The sequence below is a fragment of the Thiofilum flexile DSM 14609 genome, assembly GCF_000380185.1.
GTDB classification, from domain to species: Bacteria; Pseudomonadota; Gammaproteobacteria; order Thiotrichales; family Thiotrichaceae; genus Thiofilum; species Thiofilum flexile.
In genome coordinates this window covers 1-25,142 of the sequence record NZ_KB904776.1, presented here as the reverse complement: position 1 = coordinate 25,142, position 25,142 = coordinate 1, and the positions used below count along the sequence as shown (strand labels likewise).

Genomic DNA, 25,142 nt, shown 5'->3' with positions numbered 1-25,142 from the left:
ATGGACAAGTACGCTATGCGGGACACTTCTTTAAGGTATGGGATAGTTATAACCTAGCTCAATACGAGTTTCGTTCAGGCTCTTTCTCCCAAGAGGCACGAGGCCGTTGGTACTTCAATATTGTCGTAGAAGTACCCAATATTGAATTGACTGCTACGGGCGAAGTCGGCATCGATCTAGGTCTAAAAGACACTGCGACCTGTAGCAATGGGGATAAATTAGAGCGTGGTGATTTCTATCGAGAGCTAGAACCTAAACTAGGCAAAGCTCAAAAGGCTAAGCAAAAGAAACGGGTAAAGGCTATCCATGCTCAGATCAAAAATAGGCGCTTAGAGGTTATCCATCAATTTTCCAATAAAGTCGTGAAAGCAAACGGCTTAATCATCATTGGCAACGTGAGCAGCTCTGGCCTCGCTAAAACTAACATGGCNAANTCNGTTTTAGATGCGGGTTGGTTTATGCTCAAGACACAACTGAAATACAAAGCGAGTGCGCGGTCAGGGGTGTTTCTAGAGGTCAATGAAAAGTACACTACCCAGACTTGTTCGTGTTGCGGCTGTATCAGCCCTAATAGTCCGAAAGGTAGAGCGGGTCTTGGAATAAGAGAATGGTCTTGCCCTGAGTGTGGGGTGCTGCATGATAGAGATATTAATGCCGCAAAGAACATTCTTGCGCTCGGACATGAGCGTCTAGCTGTAGGAATCCCCGTCCTTTAGGTCGGAGAGGATGTCAAGCGGTTTAGCCCAATGGAACGCCCTAAATGAAGAGCAACGTGCCCAAACGCGCCAACGCTTCGCCCAATGGCAAGCCTTACCTGCCCAACAGCGCGAGCAACTACGCACGCAATTTCAACAGTTTCAGCAATTACCTGATGCACAAAAACAACAGTTACGGGAACGTTATCAGCAATTTTTAGGATTAACACCAGAGAGACAAATTCAACTACGTCAACGCTTTGAGCAGGAGCGCCAACAGCGTAGTAATCAAATTAGACAATCCCCTGAACACTCGACTGAAACGTCAACACCCGTTCACTCGGAAACCAAAAACTCCAACGAGACACCCTCTAGTACCTCAGCCACCTTTGGATCACAGCAGGATTCTGGTAGCTCTAGCCATAGACATGACTCTAGTTCGCCTAATACCTCTACTAGTAGTCACACCTCCACTCATAGTAGTAACTCGACCTCATCCAGCCGCTCCTCTAGCGAGAGTAGCAGTCATAACGGTGGGGGTGGGCGTAGTAGTGGTTCTAGTTCTAGCTCTAGGCATTAGTGCGTGGCTAAGGCGACAAACTCACCTTTAAAGCGAGCACAAACTTGATTGGCATACTCCAAAACGGCAAGCACCTCTAGTTTAGCCTTGCCCTTTTGGTGAAAGGTTTGAGTGAAATGCTCCCACTGTTCGGGGGCTGCAAAATAAGCCCTAGCGGTAAATGCTCCGGCGATAGGACGCTCATACTCCAAAGCGCTACGGCGTACCACAAGGGTACTCTTGAGTTGCTCAGACTCTAAACGAGTATGTACTAGTGACCACGCCGCGACGGTTAAAATCGTCGCAATACTGCCACCAAAGACCGTGTGATGCGGATTTTTATTCGGCTCTAAAGGCGCTTGCAGTATCAGCTCATCACTGGCAATGCTCAGCACTTGAATCTGCATGGCCTGAGTGAGCGGAATATGAGTCGTTAAATAGGCTTGTAAATCCTGCGCTGTCATAGCCGCACCTAGACTAAAAAAAGAAGCGGCTATTATGAGCTAAACTAACGCCAATAGGTATCAAAACAATGCACTAAAGCCCCCAAGTAATGGTCACATTACGCCGCCCGAAACGCAGTGCTTTAGAATGATCATTACCCATATAAATATCGATTTTCTTTTCCCAACGTCGGTGCATTTTATCCAGCACTACATACTCTCCCTCAAAGCCACTGATTTTAACTTTACTATGCGGTTTTAAACCAAATTTAGTTAGCAAATCCCGCGATACTGCAATGGCTTTCATACCCGGCTGTAAATGCACACCCCAGGCAGTCAGCATACGCTTGGGTAAATTAAGAGAGGTATAGGCGGTGGCTTTGACTTGTAAGGATTTAGTATCCTGAATCTTTTTATGGGCTGTACCAGCCGCCATAACAAACGAGGTATTGAATAAAATGACTAACACTAATCCCAATATTTTATAGCTCATAGATCAACTCAATTAAGGGGTTAACTCACGACAATCTAGGGAAATCACATGGGTTTCAAATCTAGCATAATTATTATTCAAAATTAAACTAGCGTAGTTTAGTTTATTTAGATGATGTGATAAAAGCCGAATAGGTTAATTGGTAGTTAAGCAACAAATTTTATGCGGCATTTTTATTAAAAATAACGCCTATTAACACCTTATTGACTCATAAGTACTTGAGCCAAAGTAATCGAGTATTTCTGGAGCAGTCTTGGCGGCAGGGATGCCGCCTTGTAGCGTACAAGGATGTATTCACAGCGGCTGCGGAGGAAATACTCGATTACTTTGGTATACCTTCTTAGTTGTATGAATACAACAGTGTGACTTATCTATTTTATCGAATGAACACTAATAAAAAATCGCTAGCCAAATTGTTTCCTGTTCTGGTGTTGTCCATTCTACCCGATGCTTCACATGGGCGGGGATATTGAGGTAATCACCTGCTTTCAGGGTGATAGACTTATCCTCTAGTGCCACAATCGCCTCCCCCTGCAGCACTAATACCCATTCATGCTCAGCTTGGTCATACCAAAAATCAGGGGGAGAGCTATGCCCTTTCGATACAATCCGCTCAATACGCAATTGCTCTGCATGAAGTAAGGTTTCAAACACCTCATTGCTGAGATCCTTAGGGAGTTGCGCGAATATATGGCTGCTTACCACAGCCTCTGGTGAAAAAATTGGCGTCATAGCAGAGAAATCCGTCACACCACTTACCTCAAAAAAAGTACATTATTCCCATACTGAGGGAGCGTTGGTTGAAAAGTACTAAGCTTGTCCCTAGAGTAGGGGCGTTTTCAGTTATTAGTTTTGAATAGGAAGTGGCATAATAGCGCCACTTTTAAGTAAAGGAGAATCTTAGGTGAGCTTTTTGATTGCTGATGCCCATGCTGCAACCCCAGGCCCTGCGGGCGGTGGAATAATTGAAATGGTCATTATGATGGCTATTTTCTTTGCCATTATGTATTTCATGATCATTCGCCCCCAACAAAAACGGGCTAAAGAGCATAAAGCCCTCATTGATGGCCTAAGCAAGGGGGATGAAATCGTAGCAGGCGGTGGCTTAATGGGTAAAATTACCGCAGTTACGGATAATTATGTCGAGATGAATGTGGCGGATAATGTCAATATCAAAGTACAAAAACACTCGATTGCCAGTGTGCTGCCAAAAGGCTCGCTAAAGGGCGAATAAGACTAGACTTTACGTCACCCATCCCATCCTCCTGTGGCAGGGGCAGCAGGAGGATTTTCTGTTACGGAACTTACAATAATGAATCGATACCCGCTTTGGAAATATCTGCTAATTGGCGCGATTTTGCTAATTGGTGTGATTTATGCCATTCCTAACTTTTTCCCTGCTGTACCTGCCGTGCAGATCAGCTCTAAACTCGATGAAACCATCGATGCGACCACACTGCAACGCTTTGAACAAGCCTTACAAGCTAAAGGCTTAACACCTACTGCTTCGAGTACTAAAGGTTCTCAAGCCACTTTCCGCTTTGAAAATACCGATCAGCAACTACAAGCGCTGGAAGTCGTTAAAGAAATCGCCGGAACTCAATACTCTAGCGCTTTAAATTTGGTCAGCTCAACACCTGCATGGCTTAGAGCCTTAAATGCAAACCCGATGTATCTCGGTTTGGACTTACGTGGTGGGGTGCACTTCCTGATGGAGGTGGACATGAAAGCAGCACTCGATAAAAATCTAACCCGTTATGAAGATGAATTCCGTGATGTATTACGCAATAAAAAGATTCAATATCAAGGGGTTGCGCGAGAAGGCGATGTCATTACTGTCAAATTTGAAGATGCTGCTTTACGTGATGCTGGTCTAAAAACGCTACGGACAGAATACCCAACACAATTACTCCTTGAGCCGGTTGCTGATACGACTAATCTCAAAGCGACCATGACCCCGCTTGAATTACAAACCATTAAGAAAAACGCTCTACAGCAAAATATTACGACTTTACGCAAGCGGGTGAATGAACTAGGGGTCGCCGAACCCGTGATTCAACAGCAAGGGGCAGAACGTATTGTAGTGCAATTAGCCGGTATTCAAGACCCTAATCAAGCCCGCGATATTTTAGGCGCAACCGCTACCCTCGAATTTAAACTAGTGGATGAAGATAATGATGCACTACAAGCGCAACAAACTAAACGTGTTCCTTTAAATTCACAACTCTATTATGAGCGGAATGGAAATCCCAGATTACTAAAACGCCAAGTGATGCTCACGGGTGAATATATTGTCGATGCCAATGCCGGTTTTGATGAGAGCAACCGTCCTGCTGTACATATCACTTTAGACAGTAAAGGCGCTAATCGTTTTGCTAAGGTCACGGGCGAAAATGTTAAGCGTTTAATGTCAGTAGTCTTTATTGAAACCAAGGTAGAACGTAAAGAAGTTAATGGTAAAGTAGAACTAAAAAGTAATACCACGCAAGAAGTTATTAATGTTGCTACTATTCAATCACAGCTAGGTAAAAACTTTCAAATTACCGGCTTAGCCTCAACCAAAGAAGCTACGAATCTAGCCCTACTATTACGTGCGGGTGCCTTAGCAGCTCCCTTATATATTGTAGAAGAGCGGACTATTGGCCCTAGCATGGGCGCGGAAAATATTGCTAAAGGCCTGAATTCTAATATCTGGGGTTTTATCGCTGTAGTCATATTCATGATAATTTATTATCGCGTCTTTGGGGTTATTTCCAGTATTGCCTTAGCTGTTAATGGCTTTTTACTCTTTGCTATTTTATCCATGTTACAAGCGACCCTAACCCTACCCGGTTTAGCGGCGATTGCGTTAACATTGGGTATGGCGATTGATGCAAACGTGCTGATTAATGAAAGGATTCGAGAAGAGTTAAGAAATGGCGCACCTCCACAAATGGCGATTAATACCGGCTATGAACGTGCATGGGGTACGATTATTGACTCGAACTTAACAACTTTAATTGCAGGTATTGCCTTATTCTTATTAGGAGCAGGGCCGGTGCGCGGATTTGCGGTGGTATTATGCCTAGGTATTTTAACCTCTATTTTTAGCGCCGTTGTTGTTTCACGGGCGATGGTTAATCTCGTCTATGGCTCTAAGCCACGTTTAACCCATGTTTCCATTTAAGAGAATCGCATAATGCTTGAGTTTTTCCATTTTAAAAAACCCATACCGTTTATGCGTTATGGGAAGTTAACCACTACTATTTCCTTAGTCACTTTTATCTTAGCGGTATTAGCGCTGATTTTTAAGGGCTTGCATTTAGGCGTTGATTTCACTGGCGGTACGGTTATGGAGTTACGCTATAATCAACCACCTCCTATTGAACAAATACGCACGACTGTTAAAAGTGCCGGCTTTGACGAGGTACTAATTCAAAATCTAGGTACCAGTCGTGATGTCATGATCCGTCTGCCTGTTAAAGAGGGAATGACTGGCGCACAAGTCAGCGAAAAAGTCATGATGACCCTTAAAACACAAGACCCGAATATTGAATTACGTAGCCAAGAATTCGTAGGCCCACAAGTAGGTCAAGAACTATATGAAAATGGTGGCTTAGCTCTCTTATTAGTCGCAGCGGGTATTATTATTTATCTGGCCTTTCGTTTTGAATGGCGTTTTGCGGTGGCTGCCATTATAGCCAACCTCCACGACGTGGTGATTATTTTGGGTATGTTTGCCTTTTTCCAATGGCAATTTGATCTCACGGTATTAGCCGGTGTCTTGGCTATTTTGGGTTATTCTGTGAATGAGTCGGTGGTAGTCTTTGACCGGATTCGGGAAAATATCCGTACTATGCGCGATACCTCTATTCCCGATATTATTGATAGTGCGATTACAACCACGATGTCACGGACTATTATCACCCACGGTTCTACCCAAATCATGGTCTTAGCGATGTTGTTTTTCGGGGGTGAAGCACTGCATAATTTCGCCCTCGCCTTAACTATCGGTATTATGTTTGGTATTTATTCCTCGGTATTAGTAGCCTCACCGCTATTATTATTGTTTGGATTAAAGCGTGAGCATATGATTCAACAAACTAAAACCTTAGAAGGCATGAATCCAGACGGTTCTATTGTTTGATTTAAGGTGGCCTTAAGCTAGCTAGTATCTAATATAGCTACTAGCTAGCTTCTAATTGATTACATCCTATGCCACTCACATCATCGCGCCTTATTTTATTAGTTACTCTATTCATAGTTATCACTGCTAATCTCATTTTTTGGAATAAGCTCTTACCTTTAACAAGCCTAAACACCCTACAAGGTAGCTCTACCTTATTAGGTTTTTTTGCATTGCTGATATGGATTTTAGCAAGCTTACCCTTATTGCTAGGGATGAAATACCTACTCAAACCTATCTTAATACTCATTCTTATTATTAGTGCAGTAGTCAGCTACTTCCAAAATGAAATGGGGGTGATTATTAATGAATCTATGATTCAAAGCCTATTAGAAACCAACACTAAAGAAGCGACTGAATTTTTATCCTTAAAATACTTTACTTACTTAATCGGTTTAGGACTTATACCGGCGGCTCTTGTCATTTGGGTACCGCTTAAAGCAACTCCTTTTTGGCGTGATTGGTTAAGTCGCTTAGGCACTTGGCTACTCTTAACCATTATAACCGCTATTATTGTTTGGTTTAGCTATAAAGATTTAGCCTTGATTGGGCGTGAGCAACGTGACTTACGCATGAATCTCAATCCTTATTATGCCATTAACTCTACTTTTCGCTATTTTTATAATACGGCTTATGGTGCGCCCAAAGTCCTCACACCGATTGCAGCAGATGCTCAGCTCATTAACCCTAATAAAAGCAAAAAAAATGTAGTCCTTTTTATATTAGGGGAAACTGCGCGGCGTGATCATTTTTCATTGGCAGGCTATGCACGTGAAACCAATCCAGAGCTAGCAAAATATAATGACCTCATTTTTTACCAAGATGTCTGGGCTTGCGGTACTGCCACAGCGGAGTCTTTGCCTTGTATCTATTCTCATCTTAATCATAATGATTTTAGTGTACGTGAGGCTTGGCAATTTCAGAATATTACCGATGTCTTAAAACGTACTGGTATTAGTGGCTATTGGCGTGATAATAATACCGGCTGCAAAGGCGTTTGTAGTCGAATTAATAATGAAGAGGCAGATAATTTAGCCAAAGCCTATCCACAATTTTGTGATAAAGGCGAGTGTTATGATGAAATATTGCTACAAGGCTTAACTGAGAAAATTAATGCCTCCCCCAATGATGTCTTTATTACTCTGCACCAAAAAGGCAGTCACGGCCCCGCTTATTATCAACGTTATCCTCAACCCTTCGCCCGCTTCACCCCGGAGTGTAAAGATAATGCTCCCCAAAACTGTGAGCGTAATACGATTATTAATGCTTATGATAATACCATTTTATACACGGACTACGTTTTAAAGCAGGCTATTGAATATTTAAAACAACACGAGGATGAGTTTAACTCTGTACTCTTTTATGTTTCTGACCATGGTGAATCTTTGGGTGAAAATGGCATTTATTTACATGGTTTACCCTATTTAATTGCCCCCGATGCTCAAAAACAGGTACCCATGCTATTATGGTTTTCTAAAGGCTACCGCGATCTTTATCCTAATAAAGTAGAATGTGCAGCGGCTAAAACCAAGCAACGCCTTTCACATGATTATGTATTCCATACTTTATTAGGCCTATTTGATATAAAAACCACTGCTTATCAAGCCAATTTAGACCTAGTAACTTGCCCTGAGTAATTAACTTAACATAGCCTAGGTAGTATGGTTTTTTCCAAGGGGAGTGAAACTCGCTGCGCTCAGACAGCACACCCCTTTCCAAAAACCATACTACCTAGGCTATTACTCCTAACTAATCAACAAAAACAAGCTATCTGAAGGCAACAAGTTTCACGCTCCTTGAAAAAAACCATGCTACCTAGGCTACTATTTTTAACCAAACTTATTCCATTTCAATCTGCTGACCTAATCGACAGGGTATAACATAATAGACTACACTTGCCGCCAAGTCTTTTAGCTAAATTGCTGTATGAAAACAATTACACCTTATTATTCGCTCCGCTTAAGCCTGATCATCACCTGTGCATTATCAATAGGCTCTTTCAATCATAGCTTTGCCGCTGATGAAAAAGTGCCCGATGATACCAGCTTGAATGTTCCGCAAGCCGATAAAAACCAGAGCAGTAGTAGCAGCACCCCAAAAGCAGCGCTAACTGTTAATGTAGTCACCCCACGTAAGGAATCATGGGGTTTACGTATTGAGGCCAGTGGCGCAATTGGTGCTTGGCAAGAAGCGATCATCGCCTCAGAGATTAGTGGCCTACGGATTACTGATGTCATGGTAGATGTGGGGGATACCGTGCAAGAGGGGCAACCCTTAGCAAAACTCTCCCAAGACTCAGTCAAAGCGGATATTGCCCAACAAGAGGCCGCTATTGCTCAAGCTGAAGCCGCCGTCGTACAAGCTGAAACCAGTATCCAACAAGCCGAAGCCGGGGTTAGCCAAGCCGAGGCCGGGGTGAATCAAGCCAAAGCGGGGGTCGAACAAGTCCGCGCTACGGTAGCGCAAACAGAGGCAGGTGTGCTCCAAGCCGAAGCGGGAGTCCTGCAATCTCAGGCGGGGGTAAATCAGGCCAATGCCAATTTAGCTCAATCTCAAGCCACTATTAGTCAAGTCACTGCTCAGGTCAACCAAGCGGCGGCAGGGGTAAATCAAGCACTAGCCACCCTAGGTGATGCACAAACCAATGCCGAACGGGCGCGACGCCTACGAGCAACAGGCGCTATTGCTCAACAAGAAGCCGACCAATACGCCACTAATTCAGCCACCGCGCGTGCAGCCTTAGAAGCCCAAAAAGCAGGTTTAACTGCCCAAAAGGCGGCCTTAGAAGCGCAAAAAGCGGCCTTTAATGCCTTAAAGTCAGGCGTTAGTGCTAAGCGTGCTGAAGTGCAAGCACAACAAGCCGCCGTTGAAGCTCAACGTGCCGTTGTAGCCGCTAAGCAATCTGAAATCAAATCACAACTTGCGGCTGTAGATGCACAAGACGCAGGTGTTGAGGCACAACAAGCGGCTGTTAATGTACAAAGAGCGGCGCTCAACGCTCAAAAAGCTGCCAAAGCGGTGCAAGAAGCCGCCATGTTAAACCAACAGATACGCTTAAAACATACCACCATCCTCGCCCCCGATGAAGGCACTATAACCACTCGTACTGCCGCTCTGGGCAATGTGGTACAAATAGGTTCGGAGCTATTCCGTCTCATTCGTGGTAATAAACTAGAGTGGCATGCCGAGGTTACAGGGTTGGAATTGGGCAAAATTCGTGAGGGGCAAACCGCTACGATTACCCTACCCACCTCTGAAGTGATTGAGGGGCAAGTACGTATGGTTAGCCCGACTTTAAATGTCAACACACGTAATGCCACCGTCTTTATCACCCTGCCCAAAGGCAGTGGAGCTAAAGCGGGAATGTTTGCCACAGGTGCCATTCTCAGTGGCACCACAGAGGCTATTACCCTCCCCCAATCGGCGGTCATTTTACGCGATGGTTTTCGCTATGTATTTAGTGTAGGTAGCAATAATCGAGTCAAACAGCATAAGGTGAGAATTGGGCGTTTTCTGGATGGTAAAGTTGAAATCTTAGAAGGCGTTAATTTAAGCGATGATATTGTCACCACTGGCGGAGCCTTCTTAAATGATGGCGACGTCATCAATCGTGCTGCTCCTGCTGATGCCACCCCTGCTGATAATACGGAGACCCCTGCGCCATGAACTTTTCCGCTTGGGCGATACGCAATCCCGTACCCCCGCTTTTATTGTTTGTTGTCCTGACTATCGTTGGCCTTATGGGCTTTCGTGCTTTGATGATTCAAAGCTTCCCCGATATTGAACTACCTGTTATCACTGTGACGGCTAGTTTAGAAGGCGCAGCTCCCTCGCAACTAGAAACCGAAGTAGCACGCAAAATTGAGGAGCAAATCAGTTCCCTCCCGCAGCTCAAACATATTACCACCACCGTGAGTGATGGCTCGGCCTCGATTGCCGCTGAGTTTGAGATTGAAAAAGATATTGAAACGGCACTGAGTGAAGTGCGTAATGCGGTCGATGGCGCTAAGGCTGATTTACCCGCCAATATGAATGATCCTACGGTCAGTAAAGCTACGACCTCTGGTAATCCCATTATTACCTTTACCGTTTCCTCCTCTAGTGTCGATGAAGAACAGCTCTCTTGGTTTGTCGACAATGAAGTCACGAAAGCCTTACTCTCAACCTCTGGCGTGGGTCGAGTCTCACGTATTGGAGGGGTTGATCGTGAAATTCAGGTCAATATCAATCCTGATTTGATGACCGGGCTGGGTGTCACTGTAGCTGATGTGTCTACTACCCTTGGTAATGTACAAAAAGATGCCTCTGGGGGACGCGGAGATATTGGGGGAGGCGTGCAAAGTGTACGTACGCTGGGTGCGGTACAAACCGCCGATGATGTCGCGGCACTCCCTATTCCTCTTTCCGGTGGTCGCCGTGTTCGTTTAGATCAAATTGCAACCGTAGAGGATACACATAGTGAACCCTCTACCGCAGCACTATTAAATGGTGAGCATGTAGTCGGCTTTCAAGTGACTCGTACCAAAGGAGCCGGTGAGCTCACCACCGCTGACGCTGCACGTGCAACGGTCGAGAAACTCAGGCAACAGCATCCGAATATTAAAATCGAAGAAGCCTATAATACCGTAGTACCGGTATCGGATAACTATGAAGGCTCTATGATGCTCATGTATGAGGGTGCCTTTTTAGCGATTATAGTCGTCTTCATCTTCTTAAGAGACTGGCGTGCCACTATTGTAGCGGCAACCGCTTTACCCCTAGCGATTATTCCCACCTTTGCGGCGATGCATTATTTTGGCTACTCGCTCAATACCCTGACCTTACTCGCACTGGCCTTAATTGTGGGGGTCTTGGTGGATGATGCCATTGTGGAGGTGGAAAATATTGTGCGCCACCTCAATATGGGTAAAACACCACTACAAGCCGCGATGGAAGCCGCCGATGAAATCGGTCTAGCGGTCATTGCCACCACCTTTACCCTGATTGCAGTCTTTTTACCCACCGCATTTATGGGAGGGATTCCGGGTAAATTCTTCGAGCCGTTTGGGATTACGGCAGCGGTTTCGGTGGCTTTCTCGCTACTCGTGGCGCGTTTACTCACACCGATGATGGCAGCCTACTTCTTAAAAGCTCATCCTGAAAAAGAAGAAAAAGATGGCTGGATTATGCGTAGTTATATGGCACTCATGAAATGGTGTCTGCGCTGGCGCTGGATCACTGTTGTTTTGGCCATCGCATGTTTCATAGGCTCCCTACAATTACTAGCACTCCTCCCACAAGGCTTTGTGCCACCCGGTGATCAAAGCCAAACCTCGGTATCCATAGAGCTACAGCCCGGCTCTGCTTTAGAGGAAACCACACAAGTAGCCGAACAAGCCCGCCTTCTAATCCAAAAAGTGCCAGATGTAAAACGGGTGCTTAACTTAGTGGGATACCAAGCGGGCGGCGGCGGGCCACTCGGTGGCGGAGGCAGTGTTGATAGTCGTAAGGCGACGCTAACAGTAGTCCTTACCCATCGTACTGAGCGCAAGATTAATCAGCAAGTGATTGAAAATCAGATTCGGGAAGCCTTAAAACCCCTTCCGGGTGCGCGGGTTACAGTGGGTGCGGGTGGTTCTGGGGAAAAGCTTAAAGTGGTATTAGCCAGTGAGGATGCCACCGCCTTGCAAAGCGCTGCGGTTAGTGTAGAGCGCGAATTACGCACCTTAAAAGGCATTGGTAATGTCACCTCTAGTGCCAGTTTACAACGCCCAGAAATCCATATTACCCCTAACTTTGCCCGTGCCTCTGAGCTAGGTATTAACACTCAAGTCTTATCTAGAGCGGTACAAGTGGCAACCTCCGGTGATTTTGAATCCAGCCTACCTAAACTCAATTTACCACAGCGCCAAATTCCTATTCGAGTACGTCTAAATAAATCGGTACGAACTGACTTGCAAGCCATTGGACAACTTCGTATCCCCGGACGCAATGGTGATGTACCTTTGTCTACTGTCGCTAAGGTAGAAATGGGAGCAGGGCCTACACAAATTAACCGTTATGATCAAAAACGTAATGTCACTATTGATGTGGAATTAGGGGGACGTACCCTCGGTGAGGTTCAGAATGACGTTGATCAATTAGCCGTTTTTAAACAGCTTCCACCGGCAGTCGAACGCCCTACGGCGGGCGATGCGGAAAATATGAATGAGCTCTTTGCTAGCTTTGGTATCGCGATGGGTACGGGCATTATGTTTATTTATGTGGTGTTAGTCTTACTCTTTGATGACTTCCTGCAACCTGTGACGATTTTAGCGGCTTTACCCTTATCGTTAGGGGGAGCGTTTGTTGCCTTGCTAGCCACTCATAATAGCTTCTCAATGCCTGCAGTCATTGGCTTGGTCATGCTTATGGGGATTGTGACGAAAAACTCTATTTTATTAGTGGAATACGCCATTATGGCACGCAGCGAACATGGCATGTCACGGTTTGATGCCTTAGTCGATGCTTGCCATAAACGCTCTCGCCCTATTCTCATGACTACCATTGCCATGGGAGCCGGTATGCTACCGACTGCATTAGGCTTAGGGGTTGACCCCAGCTTTAGGGGACCCATGGCAATTGTAGTGATCGGCGGGCTATTGGTATCGACCATATTGAGCTTATTGGTGATACCGGCGATTTTTAGCCTAATTGATGACTTACAAAACGTATTGCGCTGGATATTTAGACGTAGAGTGGTCTCAACTGCCGCAACACCCATTAGTACTGAACCCATTACAAAAGAGGTTTAAGGTGGTTTAAATCTACTCTTCTAGTTGAGCATGAATCTTAATCAACTTGTTGAGTAGGAGACTGAGTTGCTGACGCTCTCTGAGCGTTAGGCAACCAAAAACCTCCTGATTGCGGCGCTCAATAATATGCATAATTTGCTGCCAAATTGCTTGCCCGCTGGGGGTTAAGGTAATAATCACCCCACGGGCATCTTGCTCATTATTAGACTTGAGTACATAGCCGCGCTCTAGAAGTGCTTGGGTGGCACGGCTGGCTTGGGCTTTATTGAGATTGGCATGAGTGGCTAAATCTTTTACAGATAGGGGAGCAAAGCTGCCAATAGCGGCTAAGCAGCGTGCAGCGCCCACCGGTAAGCCTAGCTCATTCATATAGGCATCATTGCTAGCTTTATCCGTGAGTTTATTGATTAAATGCAAGCGATAGGTCAGGAAGCGCTCTAAGACAGGGTCTTGAACGGTGGATGTATTACCAGTCATAATTTGTCCATCCTCTAGCATCGATTAAAGGAGTCATACACGACTCCCTATTGGCTAGTTTATAACATACTTTAGAATAGATGGACTGATTATTCTCGAATTCTTGTGTATTTTACTCGGATTTTATTATCGCAACATCATTAGCACGGTTAGAGCAGTCAGTATCCCCATCATCCAATTAAAATAGCGTTGACGCTTGGCATTAGATAACCAATGTTGAATCATCATGCCAAAGCCCGCCCATACGGATACCGAGGGTAGATTGACCAAGGAAAAGGCGAAAATTAATACCATACCCGACCACCAGTAATGCTCACCTGTGAGGGTAAAACTGCTGACTGCACCGAGTGCCATCATCCATGCTTTAGGATTCACAAACTGAAATAATGATGCTTGCCACCATGTCATAGGTTTAGCATTGCCGGTTTCTCGTCCTTTGAGTTCGCCCACCGGAGCCAAGGCAATTTTTGCCGCTAACCATAATAAATAGGCCGCCCCTAGCACTTTTAAAGCGGTCTGAGCCAATGGAAGCTGCGTAAATAAAGTCCCCAAGCCCGCCAAAATGCACAATAGCAATACCGCCATGCCCAAAGAAATCCCCAGCATATGCGGAATGGTACGTTTAAAACCAAAGTTCGCCCCACTGGCTAAGAGCATTAAATTATTCGGCCCTGGTGTGATGGAGGTCACAAAGGCAAAAGACAAAATAGCGAGTAATAGTTGTGTATCCATTAGTAGAGTGACCTAAACGGTGTGTTCGGATGAGTAGTGTAGAGAGCCAGCACGAAGCAGCACAGATTTAGAATTAATTTTTATTAGCAGTACAGTTAGGGGCTAGAGACAACTGTATCGAGGTTTTTTGGCTGAACTGTCATCCTTGCGCACCGTTTGGTATCAGTACGATGGTCTTAATCCCTTCTCAAACAGGGCGATACTCAAACCCTTCAAAAAGATCAAAGCAGTCGACAGTGAAGTCTTAATCCCTTCTCAAACAGGGCGATACTCAAACTCGGAAGTGCTGGACAAGCTAATTTCTTCGATAGTCTTAATCCCTTCTCAAACAGGGCGATACTCAAACGATTCTCTACCCACTCAACACTCCATGCTTGTCTCGTCTTAATCCCTTCTCAAACAGGGCGATACTCAAACAGAGATGTTCTATCCCAAACAAGCGAAAATGTTTGTCTTAATCCCTTCTCAAACAGGGCGATACTCAAACGGGACGATTTATCGGTTCTCGAACTGCCGGACATGTCTTAATCCCTTCTCAAACAGGGCGATACTCAAACCGAAAGAACATGCGGAAGCTCGCAACCGCTGCAGTCTTAATCCCTTCTCAAACAGGGCGATACTCAAACAGGACTGTTGGAGTACGCTGAAAATATCTCTACCGTCTTAATCCCTTCTCAAACAGGGCGATACTCAAACTCACGGTAGTGAGGTGGTTGTGGTGACTCAAGCGTCTTAATCCCTTCTCAAACAGGGCGATACTCAAACCGAGCGGGTTATCTCAGTGCATTAGGCTATCTAGTCTTAATCCCTTCTCAAACAGGGCGATACTCAAACTGTTAATAATTCCTTTACTTCATCCGAGTTGAAGTCTTAATCCCTTCTCAAACAGGGCGATACTCAAACTATATCTATCGCAAAACATTAAGGAAAATTTCAGTCTTAATCCCTTCTCAAACAGGGCGATACTCAAACGTCTGTCCTTGTTGTGCTGGTGGAGATTGAACCGTCTTAATCCCTTCTCAAACAGGGCGATACTCAAACAAAAAAATAAGGTCATGAGAGGGCAATGGTACAGGTCTTAATCCCTTCTCAAACAGGGCGATACTCAAACCCCGCCACTCGTCGGAATCCATTTATTTTCAATAACTTATGCTGTATAAATTTTGATATCAAAATAGCATTTCCGAGTTAGCTTTTAAAAAACGATAATTTGAGTAAAAACAGATCAATCAAAAACCCCAGACCTAAGGATCTATGACTGTAGATGATCATATAACAAGCGCTAGCACCTGACTAGTATTTTTACGCCTCAGCTATTCCACAGACTAATCAACTGCCCTGCCATCGACACTGCCACCTCCATCGGGCGCTTACCTGTCACTTCTTTTAGGCCAACGGGACAAACTAAACGCTCAATCTTAGCCTGCTCAAATCCTGCCTGAGCAAGACGCTGCCGAAAACGTCTCGCTTTCGTTTCAGAGCCAATCAACCCCAGAAAACGCCCCCTACTTTGCGTCAAGAGCTGCTCGATTACCTCAAAATCCAATTGGTGATCGTGGGTTAACACCATAATGTCATGCTGAGCTTGAATCTGATCGAGTACTCCTAAAGTACTCTCGGTATGTAAGGTCACGGTGCTAGGTACCGAAGCTGGAAATAGCTCCTCTCGACTATCCACCCAATGCACCCGCACGGATAACTCGCTCAAAATCGTCACCAAGGCTTGCGCCACATGGCCTGCGCCAAACAGCCATAAGGTTTGATCACATTCGACAAAGGATTCCAATAAAATAGTGACCGCCCCCCCACAACATTGCTGCAAATCCGTACTGAGTAATAGCTCTTGCATACGTTGCTGATTTTGGCCTAGTTGCAGCAGTTCATGTGCCTGTTGAAGTGCTTGGAACTCTAAATTTCCGCCCCCAATACTGCCCCAGCTATGCTGTGTGCTTACCACCATTTTAGTCCCTGCCTCACGTGGAGCAGAACCACGCACCTGTAATACGGTAATCAAGACATAAGGCTGATTCGCCTGATGTAATTCGGCGACAACCGCTGTCCAATGTTGCTGTTTAATCATGGGTTATGAGCGCGACTCTCTAATACCGCTCGCAGTACCCGTTCTGGTGTTGCGGGCGTATCTAAACGTGGACTCATTTTATAATGGCTCAAACTACTAATCGCATCTCGTAAGGCTGACCACACCGAAATCGCCAACATAAAAGGCGGTTCACCCACCGCTTTAGAGTGATAAATCGTTGCTACACCATTAGGGTGATCTTTTAATAACGCGACATTAAACACTGGTGGGGTATCCGAAATAGCGGGGATTTTATAAGTCGCGGGACTAGTAGAGAGCAACCTGCCCTCTTGATTCCACATTAACTCCTCGGTCGTTAGCCAACCCATGCCCTGAATAAAACCGCCCTCGATTTGCCCTTGATCAACTGCAGGATTAAGGCTTGTACCCACATCGTGCAGTATATCCACCCGCAGCACCTTATATTCACCTGTTAAGGTATCAATTTGCACCTCAGACACGGCTGCACCCATCGCATAATAAAAAAATGGACGACCCTTCCCAGCTTTACGATCATAATGAATCAGGGGTGTTTTATAGTATCCGGTACTCGATAAGGACACCCTATGCAAATAGGCCAAATTAGCCACTTCAGCAAAACTTAAAGCGCCCCCTAAGTACCGCACCTGATTATTCACGAACTCCACGCTCTCAACGGGAACTTGATACTCCGTAGCGATGCACTCCGCTATTCTGGCTTTTAAAATCTGGGCTGCCTGTTGAGCCGCTTTACCGTTTAAGTCCGTTCCACTTGAGGCTGCGGTCGGGGAGGTATTCGGGACTTTATCAGTGCGCGTGGCGCTAATGAGTACCCGCTCTATATCCACACCAAACTCGGTCGCGACGACTTGAGCGACTTTAATATTCAAGCCCTGCCCCATCTCAGTCCCACCATGATTGAGGTGAATACTGCCATCGGTATAGATATGGATCAGCGCCCCCGCTTGGTTTAAGTGCTGTGCGGTAAACGAAATACCAAACTTCACCGGTGTCAGGGCTAAGCCTTTTTTCACATGGCTAGCGGTTTGATTAAATAGTTTAATCCCCTCGCGCCGCTGCCAATAGTCGCTACTGTACTCTAATTGCTCAATAATGCTCGGTAGCACAAAGTATTCAATCGTTTGCCCATAGGGGGTCGTTTGTTGTTCTTGATAGAGATTGAGTTTACGAATATCGAGCGGATCTTTACCCACTCGCCGCGCGATATCATCCATCGCCTGCTCAATAATCATCATCCCTTGTGGCCCGCCAAACCCGCGAAAGGCGGTATGTGACACCGTATTAGTAAAACAACGCTGCCCGACTATGTGGGCATTGGGGAGGTAATAAGCATTGTCCGAGTGAAACATAGCGCGATCAACAATCGCATCAGATAGATCGGGCGAATAGCCACACTCCCCGACCACTTGAATCATTGCACCTAAAATCTTGCCTTCCTCATCACAACCCAGCGTGTATTGATTCCAAAAGGGATGACGCTTGCCGGTCAAGCTCATATCGTCGGCACGCGGTAGGCGTAATTTGACCGCTTGCTGAGTTTTCAGCGCTAATAAGGCGGCTAAACACGCCCATTGCGCGGCTTGAGTTTCCTTGCCCCCAAAACCGCCCCCCATACGGCGCATCTCGACTGTCACGGCATGAATCGGTAAATGTAATACTTCAGCAACCAATTTTTGCAATTCAGAGGGGTGTTGGGTGGAGGAATACACCATCACACCCTCCTCAGTAGGTAGGGCTAAGGATACCTGCCCCTCTAAATAGAAATGCTCTTGTCCACCGATGTATTGCTCACCATGCAGTTGAATCGGAGCCGCTTGAATTGCAGCCTGTGCATTGCCCTGCCCAAAGATATGAGTCGGGCGGACAAAACGCTGTTGATGCAAAGCTTGTTTAACATCCAATAGTGGCGTTTGCGGGGTATACTCGATTTTTGCCTTACGCGCTGCACGTCGCGCATTTTGATAAGTATCCGCTGCAACCACGAAAATAGGTTGCCCATAAAACAATATTTCACCCGTAGACAGCAGAGGATCGCCCGGAAAGACGGGGCCAATATCTTTGTGCCCAGTGACATCATCGAGTGTCAGTACGGCTTTGACCCCTGCACTACTTTTAACTGCACTGAGATCAAGCTGAGTGATATGGCCTGCCGCACAGGTACTCGTGCCAACCATAGCATGTAGGGTATTTAAGGGTAAGGGAATATCATCGACATAACGCGCTGTGCCACTTACATGGCGGATGGCACTATCGTGAGGAATGGCTTGACCGGCATGACCTTGCTTCATGGTGACCTACTCTTAAACAATTGACCGCTTGAGCCAGTGTAGGCTGGGAGAAAGCGACAAGGCAAGCCTTAACATCCGTTTATAACCTATGGGCGCTATTTCTAAGCGTATCTGGATTCATTAATATGGCCTGATTATTATTCAGGAATTACCCTTTAATGTCTTATGTGTATTTAGCATTAGCTATTGTGGCGGAGGTCATCGCGACTAGCTCCCTTAAAGCGACTGAGGAATTTACCAAGCCGCTCCCCACTATCATTATGGTCCTAGGTTATTTACTCGCCTTTTATCTCATGACCTTAACACTTCGCACCATGTCAATCGGTATCGTTTATGCGATTTGGTCTAGCTTAGGCATTGTTTTAATTAGTCTAGTTGGAGTGTTTCTATACAATGAAAAACTCGATACACCTGCCCTGATTGGAATAGGGTTTATTATTACAGGTGTTGTCATCATGCAATTATTCTCTAAATCGGTACATCATTAGGCCTAATCATCTCTCACGGCTAAGCTAGCCTCTGTGTATCCGATTACTGTGTCTGTGTGGTTTCTTAGGTTATGCTTAGCTTTGGACCTCTTGCGAAAATCGAAAACAACCCCTCCCCAACCCTCCCCTTGGCATGGGAGGGAGCCGGTCTTACTCCTTCTCCTGATAGGGGGAAGGTTGGTAGGGGGGTGTCTTTCACGACTGTTGCAAGAGATCTTTTGATTATTTTGTATTTTTGCATTCATACCACCACCTAGGAGCGATTCATGACTGAAGCGATTGTAAAACACTATTCTAATGGCGAAATCACCGTAATTTGGCAACCAGCCAAATGCATACACTCGCGCAAATGCTTTCATGGTTTACCCAATGTATTTAATCCACAAGCTCGCCCCTGGGTGAATATCCAAGGTGCGGATACTGCAGCGATTAAAGCGCAAATCGATCAATGCCCTTCTGGTGCCTTATCTTATCAACTAGGCGGAACGGAAACCCAGACCACTAGCGCTCCTGCCCCTAGCTTAACGATTGTACAAGTGATGCCGAATGGCCCACTCTTAGTACAAGGAACCATTGCGGTAAAGTTAGCGGATGGTAGCGAAAGTGTAAAAGAGCAACGCTGTGCCTTATGCCGTTGTGGTGCCTCTGCAAATAAACCCTTTTGCGATGGCTCGCATGTTAAGGCTGGCTTTGTGGGGTAAGTATCTCGTGAGATATTGCTTATTAATACCTCGCAACCGCTTAAATCGGGCAATATCCACCTAATAACCACAATTCTGATAGAGCCTTTGCATATTATCGTGGCTTAAGCTATAAATAAGCTCTAAAACCTTTCTAGCCCTTTATGGCTAACCTCAAGTACTCTCAATGAGTACTTGAGACTCTAGCTCCTCCTGTCTCTATCCCAGATATTTATTATTGTTCAGCACTGCCGCAAACCGTTAAAATCGTGTCCTTAAGTTTGTGCGGAAGGTAGTTATGACCCGATTGGAATGGCGTGTCGCTGGCTCATTAGCCATGATTTATGCAGCGCGAATGCTAGGGCTATTTATGATCATGCCCGTTTTTAGTCTGTATGCCCCCTATTACCCTCACCACACAGATTTCTTAGTCGGCTTAGCCATTGGTATCTATGGCTTAACTCAAGCATTCTTACAAATTCCTCTGGGCATACTCTCTGACCGGATTGGGCGCAAACCCGTCATTATTGGCGGCTTACTCTGTTTTGCACTGGGGAGCATTGTGGCAGCCTTAGCCACGACGATTGAGGGCGTAATTATAGGGCGAGCCTTACAGGGTATGGGGGCTATTTCGGCGGTAACACTAGCCTTGGCGGCAGATCTGACTCAAGAGCAAAACCGCACCCGTGTCATGTCGGTGATTGGTATTACCATTGCGCTCTCCTTTGCTGCGGGGATGGTATTGGGACCTTTAATTAGTCAATATTACGGCATAGTGGGGGTATTTTGGTTCACTGCTGCCTTGGCTGTGATCGGTATGGTATTAATCGTCACCCTGATTCCAACCCCTGATCAGGTACTGGCTCATCCTGATACCGGCATTCTACGCGGCTATTTAGGTGAGGTGCTGCATAATCCCATTATGATGCGTTTAAATGCGGGCGTATTCACCCTGCATATGATCATGACCTCCAGCTTTTTAGTCATCCCTACTCTACTGAGTAATTCACTCAACTTAGATAAAACCGAACACTGGAAAATCTACCTGCCTATCTTTTTTGCTGCTTTTGTCTTATCCGTGCCCATGATTATTGCCGCAGAAAAATACCGCAAAATGCGCACCATGTTGATTAGCGCTATTGTGCTGTTGGTGGTTGCAGAAGGTGTCATGAGCCTTAGTACTCACACCCTCATCGGGTTTTTAATGGGTTTTTTAGTGTTTTTCATTGGTTTTAATTTTCTCGAAGCCAGCCAGCCTTCCTTGGTAGCTAAATACGCTAAAGTGAACCTCAAAGGAACCGCTATGAGTCTGTATAGCATGGCTCAAGTGCTCGGTATTTTTGTCGGAGGCGCTTTAGGGGGCTATATCAAGCAACACTTTGGTCTTGCCGGTATTTTTATTAGCAATGCTATGATAGCTGGTATTTGGCTGCTGCTCGCACTCGGACTACCCGCGATCAAATTTTATACCACGCGCATTATTCGCCTTGATCCGAGCTATTTAACCCAAAAAAAAGAGGTACTAGAGCAAGCGCTTGGTCAGGTGCAGGGTGTGCAGGAGTTGTATATTGATAGCACGACCGGACGGGCTTATTTAAAGGTTGATGAACATTTAGACGAGCAAGGTCTTGCGGTATTTTCTCATCCACGTACTGGTTCTGTGGTATAATAAACTGTTACTTTGTTAAGGATTATAGCAATGGCTCGAGGCATCAATAAGGTTATTTTAGTAGGCGCGGTAGGGAAAGATCCTGAGAACAAATCTATGCCTAGTGGGGATGCGATAGCCCATATCAGCATTGCTACGAATGAGCAATGGCAAGATAGAGCCACCGGCGAAAAGAAAGAGAATACCGAATGGCATCGGGTGGTATTCTTTGGCAGATTAGCTGAAACTGTCGGCATGTATGTCAGAAAAGGCCAGATGATTTATGTAGAGGGTCGCCTAAAAACACGTAAATGGCAAGGCCAAGACGGTCAGGATCGCTATACCACCGAAATCATCGCTAGCGATATGCAAATGATAGGCGGACGCCCTAATGAAGGTGATCGTGCCCCCATGAATCAAGGTGGCTATGGTTCTAGTCCAGCACCTGCCCCCCGTAGCAATAATAATTATTCAAATAATACGAACTCCCAACCCGCTTCTGATTATGCGGCACCATCCAGTGGACGCAATAATTTTGAAGATTTTGATGACGACATACCGTTTTGAGGGTTACCTTAAATAACTCTGTAAAATATTATGCCTAAGCCTCTGTAATAAGAGGCTTTTTTATTTTTACAAGCTAATTTTAATGAGTTAGAGTATTAGTAGCACTTACTAGCTGAAAAATATTTCCTAAATAACTGCTCTATGTAACCAATGGGAAAGTAAAGTCATGGATAATTTATTAAATCCTCATATTATAGTTACTCCTGATGGGGACGAAATACCTTTAGATATTAATTCAGATGATCCATCTCATCACCTCAAGGTATCTACAGGCAAAGAAAATAATTATGTATATTTGGAGTTTTCCTCTCGTATTGCACTATATGATTTTGCTAGAGAGTTATTGAGACTTGCTGTCTTCGGGGGGGGAGGTCAAGCAGAGTTTCGGTCTCAGAACTTTACAGGAGTATTGGAGATCTTAAATGGAGTTCGCATGACAGAGGACAGTCCTCGTTTATTTGTGTCATATTCTCCTGACTAAAGATCTTGCCCTATATCAATTTAAGCAAATGGGTAAAAGCCATGGTGAAATCCTCAAAGCCAAAACGACCGAAACGGCTGACAGAGACAGAAATGGAAGCTATTGCAAGACCATCGACACGCAATGCATTGCTAGGTTATGAACGGCCAGTAGGAGATCTAAAGTACCTAACTTTGGGTTCGATGCTTACTGAAACACATGGAATTTATGAGGTGTATATTGCTGGTGAACGACCAGAAGATGCTGAAGTGATAAGCCAAACGACGGTAGATAGAATAACGGGTGAGGTTAGGGTTGAAGTGTTCTTGAAACCTAAAGCATAAAAGTCTTCACTCAGGATTTCTTTTTAGGTGGTAATCATGGAATCAGCTAAAATTATTTTTTGGTTTTAAATATGAATTTAAAAAATAGTGACTTATCAGAAATAAACCGTATTTACCAAAAACCTATGAAACTGTCAGCTCCTATTTGGGAGTATAGTGATAAGTTTCTTTCTTCACTAATCAACAAATCTCTTGAGGAGCTTAATGGTGTTGATTATGGAATCATATTTAATACGAACCTACCACCCTGCACTTTCCAAGAAGCTGCTTATTTCATCCCTGCATCATTTTACTATTTAGAAAAATCCCCAGAGGATTCTGGTGAAATGCTAGAGAATTGGGTTTCTTTTCTTGGCTTACACCAAGAAAAGCTAAGAGAGAAAAACATATTTTTTATAATAGAAAATTGCCTATTGGATTTACTCATTGGCTTAACCAATACTTTTAAAGTAGTTGAGTTTGATAAGCTTAAATGTCAAGAAAAAGGGTGGCGATTAGATTATTTTGTCTATGTGGAAAATAGTGCGACTGTCTGTGAGCTTATTGAATTTCTATCAAGGAAAAGAAATGATATAAAATCACCTGTCTTTAACTTCATAGATACTCTCAAAAAATATAAAACAGATAAAAGTTTAAAATGGCTGCTAGAAATAAATGATCAAATAAGCCACATATTGATGTATCTTGATATAGATATACCAACAGATACTATATTAAATGAGCTATTTGAAATGGGTTTTGATGGAGGTGAAGATCCTTTATATTGGAATAGGGTTTTTGATCGATTTTAAATAGTCTTCACAGGTTTTGATCAAAGAGGCCCCTGACTTACTAGAACATTATCCTGCCCCCCTATTGAATGGTGAACACTATGAGTGATCTATATGTTGAACGTTACCCTGACTTTCCAATAGTTATGAAAGAAAAACTTGAACGCTTAGGCTTAAAATGCTACACGCCGTTTATACTAAGAGCAAAAGAAAAAACCTATTACTATTCTATTATGATACCTTTCTTAGGTTGTAAGTATGCTGAAAATGGTTTGGTTATAAGTACTATAAATTTAGAAAACTATACTCCACCTGGCAAGGCTTGGGATGTAGCTGCAGAAAATGGATATATCGCTTATGATGCCTATTATGAAAATACCATTAATATGAGTGATGATGAACTTAAACAATCACTAAATCATTTTTATTGGTATGAAAAAAAAGAAGATGCCCCAAGTTGGCATACAGGAGAATTCTATCCAGAGCTTTTCCATTTAGAAATTAATAGCTAGCTGATAAAATCATACTCTATAGAAAGAAGAGCTAATGATACCAGTGTAACTAACATTAGATTATGATTCTATTGGAATGGATTTGATAAGCTATTTTGCAACGGCATTAAAATGTTAGAAAGAGAGCTGATAGGACAAAAAGACGTATTTGCCATAGAGTTTGAAATAACCTCTACGGCAAACTATATTATGGGAAAAATACAAATATGGATAGGCGGATTATATATTGGCTCATTTGAAGATATTAATATACTATCTGTCACTTTGTATCAATTAAATAATATAAAAACTCTTACAGCTAGCCAAAGCCTTTTAAAGAATCGATTAACAAAAATCTATTATAGAGTACATTTAGGTAAATCATCCTATGATTTTTCTTTAAACCACACAAAACCACCTATACCTACCCCATACGGTTCAAGGAGTAATGCAAAAGAATTACATAAAGTATCTTTAGGTGAGTCATTTGATGATTTCTCTATAGAATATTATTATGATAGCTCTTCAATTCACTTCATTTGGTCACTGCATGAAAACCCTTATTTTGAGTACCCTGGCTACCCTAATGAGGAAATGAGCTTTAGTGTTACTGGTGATTTTTTTCATAGAACAGTTGATGAATTTGAAAATAAACTAACCTTTTTGCAAAATCTATATAAAGCCACTTAAAACTCGATAGGTCTAATCAGCCGTTTGACCATCGTCTTGGTAGATGATCTACCCCAGTAATAGTAGACACAGCAAAAGCTAGGCTCCACAGGGCAATCGCTTGAACCCTGCTATATAAATAGAGGATAAGTAAGGCTTTTACTCCGAGAGCCGTCAAGATGCCAAACACTCCTCCTATCCCCCCTACCCAATGCCCACCTCCTGCCAATGCCGTAAGCCGTCTGATGGAACATCTGGCAAGCCTACGCGATCCGCGCCAACTCGCCAAAGTGATCTATCCGCTGCCCGAGATCCTATTA

The 25,142-nt window shown here is 44.3% G+C and carries 24 protein-coding genes and 1 CRISPR repeat array; of the genes, 17 read left to right on the top strand and 7 right to left on the bottom strand.

Features of this window, described 5'->3' with window-relative positions:
* Positions 1-716: RNA-guided endonuclease InsQ/TnpB family protein (locus A3IK_RS0111810; RefSeq protein WP_020560191.1), on the top strand; the 716-nt coding region annotated here is incomplete at its 5' end.
* A gap of 10 nt (positions 717-726) precedes the next feature.
* Complete coding sequence (locus A3IK_RS0111805) at positions 727-1,275, top strand: DUF3106 domain-containing protein (RefSeq protein WP_020560190.1); 549 nt, start codon at positions 727-729, stop codon at positions 1,273-1,275.
* Here the strand turns inward: A3IK_RS0111805 and A3IK_RS0111800 are convergent.
* The 3 genes from A3IK_RS0111800 to A3IK_RS0111790 all read right to left on the bottom strand — a co-directional run bounded on the left by A3IK_RS0111800 (position 1,272) and on the right by A3IK_RS0111790 (position 2,922).
* The gene (locus tag A3IK_RS0111800) at positions 1,272-1,718 is read right to left on the bottom strand and encodes a YiiD C-terminal domain-containing protein (protein ID WP_020560189.1); all 447 of its coding nucleotides are present in this window, start codon (positions 1,716-1,718) and stop codon (positions 1,272-1,274) included. The two genes, A3IK_RS0111805 and A3IK_RS0111800, sit on opposite strands and share 4 nt — an antisense overlap.
* A gap of 73 nt (positions 1,719-1,791) precedes the next feature.
* The gene (locus tag A3IK_RS21580) at positions 1,792-2,190 is read right to left on the bottom strand and encodes a 3D domain-containing protein (protein ID WP_020560188.1); all 399 of its coding nucleotides are present in this window, start codon (positions 2,188-2,190) and stop codon (positions 1,792-1,794) included.
* Positions 2,191-2,580: 390 nt separating this feature from the next.
* A complete protein-coding gene (locus A3IK_RS0111790; RefSeq protein WP_020560187.1) occupies positions 2,581-2,922 on the bottom strand; it encodes a cupin domain-containing protein in 342 nt (113 codons plus the stop codon).
* Between the two features lie 172 nt (positions 2,923-3,094).
* Between A3IK_RS0111790 and yajC the strand changes: the two genes are divergently transcribed.
* The 6 genes from yajC to A3IK_RS0111760 all read left to right on the top strand — a co-directional run bounded on the left by yajC (position 3,095) and on the right by A3IK_RS0111760 (position 13,128).
* Positions 3,095-3,424 carry a preprotein translocase subunit YajC gene (gene yajC, locus A3IK_RS0111785; RefSeq protein WP_020560186.1) on the top strand — a complete coding sequence of 110 codons (330 nt, stop codon included), beginning with the start codon at positions 3,095-3,097 and terminating at the stop codon, positions 3,422-3,424.
* A 78-nt stretch (positions 3,425-3,502) separates the two neighbouring features.
* Positions 3,503-5,356: a protein translocase subunit SecD gene (secD, locus tag A3IK_RS0111780; RefSeq protein ID WP_020560185.1), complete on the top strand. Its 1,854-nt coding sequence runs from the start codon at positions 3,503-3,505 to the stop codon at positions 5,354-5,356.
* Between the two features lie 12 nt (positions 5,357-5,368).
* Complete coding sequence (gene secF, locus A3IK_RS0111775) at positions 5,369-6,316, top strand: protein translocase subunit SecF (RefSeq protein ID WP_020560184.1); 948 nt, start codon at positions 5,369-5,371, stop codon at positions 6,314-6,316.
* Positions 6,317-6,384: 68 nt separating this feature from the next.
* Entirely contained in the window at positions 6,385-7,992 is a 1,608-nt protein-coding gene (locus A3IK_RS0111770; RefSeq protein WP_020560183.1) for a phosphoethanolamine transferase, read from the top strand.
* Positions 7,993-8,281: 289 nt separating this feature from the next.
* Positions 8,282-10,021 carry an efflux RND transporter periplasmic adaptor subunit gene (locus A3IK_RS20405; protein WP_020560182.1) on the top strand — a complete coding sequence of 580 codons (1,740 nt, stop codon included), beginning with the start codon at positions 8,282-8,284 and terminating at the stop codon, positions 10,019-10,021.
* The gene (locus A3IK_RS0111760) at positions 10,018-13,128 is read left to right on the top strand and encodes an efflux RND transporter permease subunit (protein WP_020560181.1); all 3,111 of its coding nucleotides are present in this window, start codon (positions 10,018-10,020) and stop codon (positions 13,126-13,128) included. Before A3IK_RS20405 ends, A3IK_RS0111760 begins: the two co-directional genes overlap by 4 nt.
* A 12-nt stretch (positions 13,129-13,140) precedes the next feature.
* Here A3IK_RS0111760 and A3IK_RS0111755 read toward each other — a convergent pair whose 3' ends face one another.
* The 4 genes from A3IK_RS0111755 to xdhB all read right to left on the bottom strand — a co-directional run bounded on the left by A3IK_RS0111755 (position 13,141) and on the right by xdhB (position 18,705).
* Positions 13,141-13,605 carry a MarR family winged helix-turn-helix transcriptional regulator gene (locus tag A3IK_RS0111755; RefSeq protein WP_040849141.1) on the bottom strand — a complete coding sequence of 155 codons (465 nt, stop codon included), beginning with the start codon at positions 13,603-13,605 and terminating at the stop codon, positions 13,141-13,143.
* A 126-nt stretch (positions 13,606-13,731) separates the two neighbouring features.
* The gene (locus A3IK_RS0111750) at positions 13,732-14,337 is read right to left on the bottom strand and encodes a LysE family translocator (RefSeq protein WP_020560179.1); all 606 of its coding nucleotides are present in this window, start codon (positions 14,335-14,337) and stop codon (positions 13,732-13,734) included.
* Positions 14,338-14,510: 173 nt separating this feature from the next.
* Positions 14,511-15,448: a CRISPR direct-repeat array (repeat unit 36 nt; unit sequence GTCTTAATCCCTTCTCAAACAGGGCGATACTCAAAC).
* A 198-nt stretch (positions 15,449-15,646) separates the two neighbouring features.
* Positions 15,647-16,417: a xanthine dehydrogenase accessory protein XdhC gene (gene xdhC, locus A3IK_RS19330; protein ID WP_020560178.1), complete on the bottom strand. Its 771-nt coding sequence runs from the start codon at positions 16,415-16,417 to the stop codon at positions 15,647-15,649.
* A complete protein-coding gene (gene xdhB, locus A3IK_RS19325; protein ID WP_020560177.1) occupies positions 16,414-18,705 on the bottom strand; it encodes a xanthine dehydrogenase molybdopterin binding subunit in 2,292 nt (763 codons plus the stop codon). Before xdhB ends, xdhC begins: the two co-directional genes overlap by 4 nt.
* A 158-nt stretch (positions 18,706-18,863) precedes the next feature.
* On the opposite strand from xdhB, the gene A3IK_RS0111735 reads away from it, so the two are divergent.
* The 9 genes from A3IK_RS0111735 (at position 18,864) to A3IK_RS0111690 (ending at position 24,843) form a co-directional block, all read left to right on the top strand.
* A complete protein-coding gene (locus tag A3IK_RS0111735) occupies positions 18,864-19,193 on the top strand; it encodes a DMT family transporter (RefSeq protein ID WP_020560176.1) in 330 nt (109 codons plus the stop codon).
* 266 nt (positions 19,194-19,459) lie between these two features.
* A complete protein-coding gene (locus tag A3IK_RS0111725) occupies positions 19,460-19,894 on the top strand; it encodes a (4Fe-4S)-binding protein (protein ID WP_020560174.1) in 435 nt (144 codons plus the stop codon).
* A 277-nt stretch (positions 19,895-20,171) separates the two neighbouring features.
* Positions 20,172-21,542, top strand: a complete 1,371-nt coding sequence (locus tag A3IK_RS0111720) for an MFS transporter (protein WP_020560173.1) — start codon at positions 20,172-20,174, stop codon at positions 21,540-21,542.
* Positions 21,543-21,572: 30 nt separating this feature from the next.
* Positions 21,573-22,088, top strand: a complete 516-nt coding sequence (gene ssb, locus A3IK_RS0111715; protein ID WP_020560172.1) for a single-stranded DNA-binding protein — start codon at positions 21,573-21,575, stop codon at positions 22,086-22,088.
* Positions 22,089-22,254: 166 nt separating this feature from the next.
* Complete coding sequence (locus A3IK_RS0111710; RefSeq protein ID WP_020560171.1) at positions 22,255-22,569, top strand: hypothetical protein; 315 nt, start codon at positions 22,255-22,257, stop codon at positions 22,567-22,569.
* 92 nt (positions 22,570-22,661) lie between these two features.
* Complete coding sequence (locus A3IK_RS19320; protein ID WP_162596652.1) at positions 22,662-22,892, top strand: hypothetical protein; 231 nt, start codon at positions 22,662-22,664, stop codon at positions 22,890-22,892.
* Between the two features lie 71 nt (positions 22,893-22,963).
* Positions 22,964-23,683 (top strand): hypothetical protein, encoded by a 720-nt coding sequence (locus A3IK_RS0111700; RefSeq protein WP_020560169.1) that lies wholly within the window; start codon positions 22,964-22,966, stop codon positions 23,681-23,683.
* Between the two features lie 80 nt (positions 23,684-23,763).
* Entirely contained in the window at positions 23,764-24,174 is a 411-nt protein-coding gene (locus A3IK_RS0111695; RefSeq protein WP_020560168.1) for a hypothetical protein, read from the top strand.
* Between the two features lie 111 nt (positions 24,175-24,285).
* On the top strand, positions 24,286-24,843 hold the full coding sequence (locus A3IK_RS0111690; protein ID WP_020560167.1) for an Imm42 family immunity protein: 558 nt from the start codon (positions 24,286-24,288) through the stop codon (positions 24,841-24,843).
* The last annotated feature ends 299 nt before the right edge of the window (positions 24,844-25,142 follow it).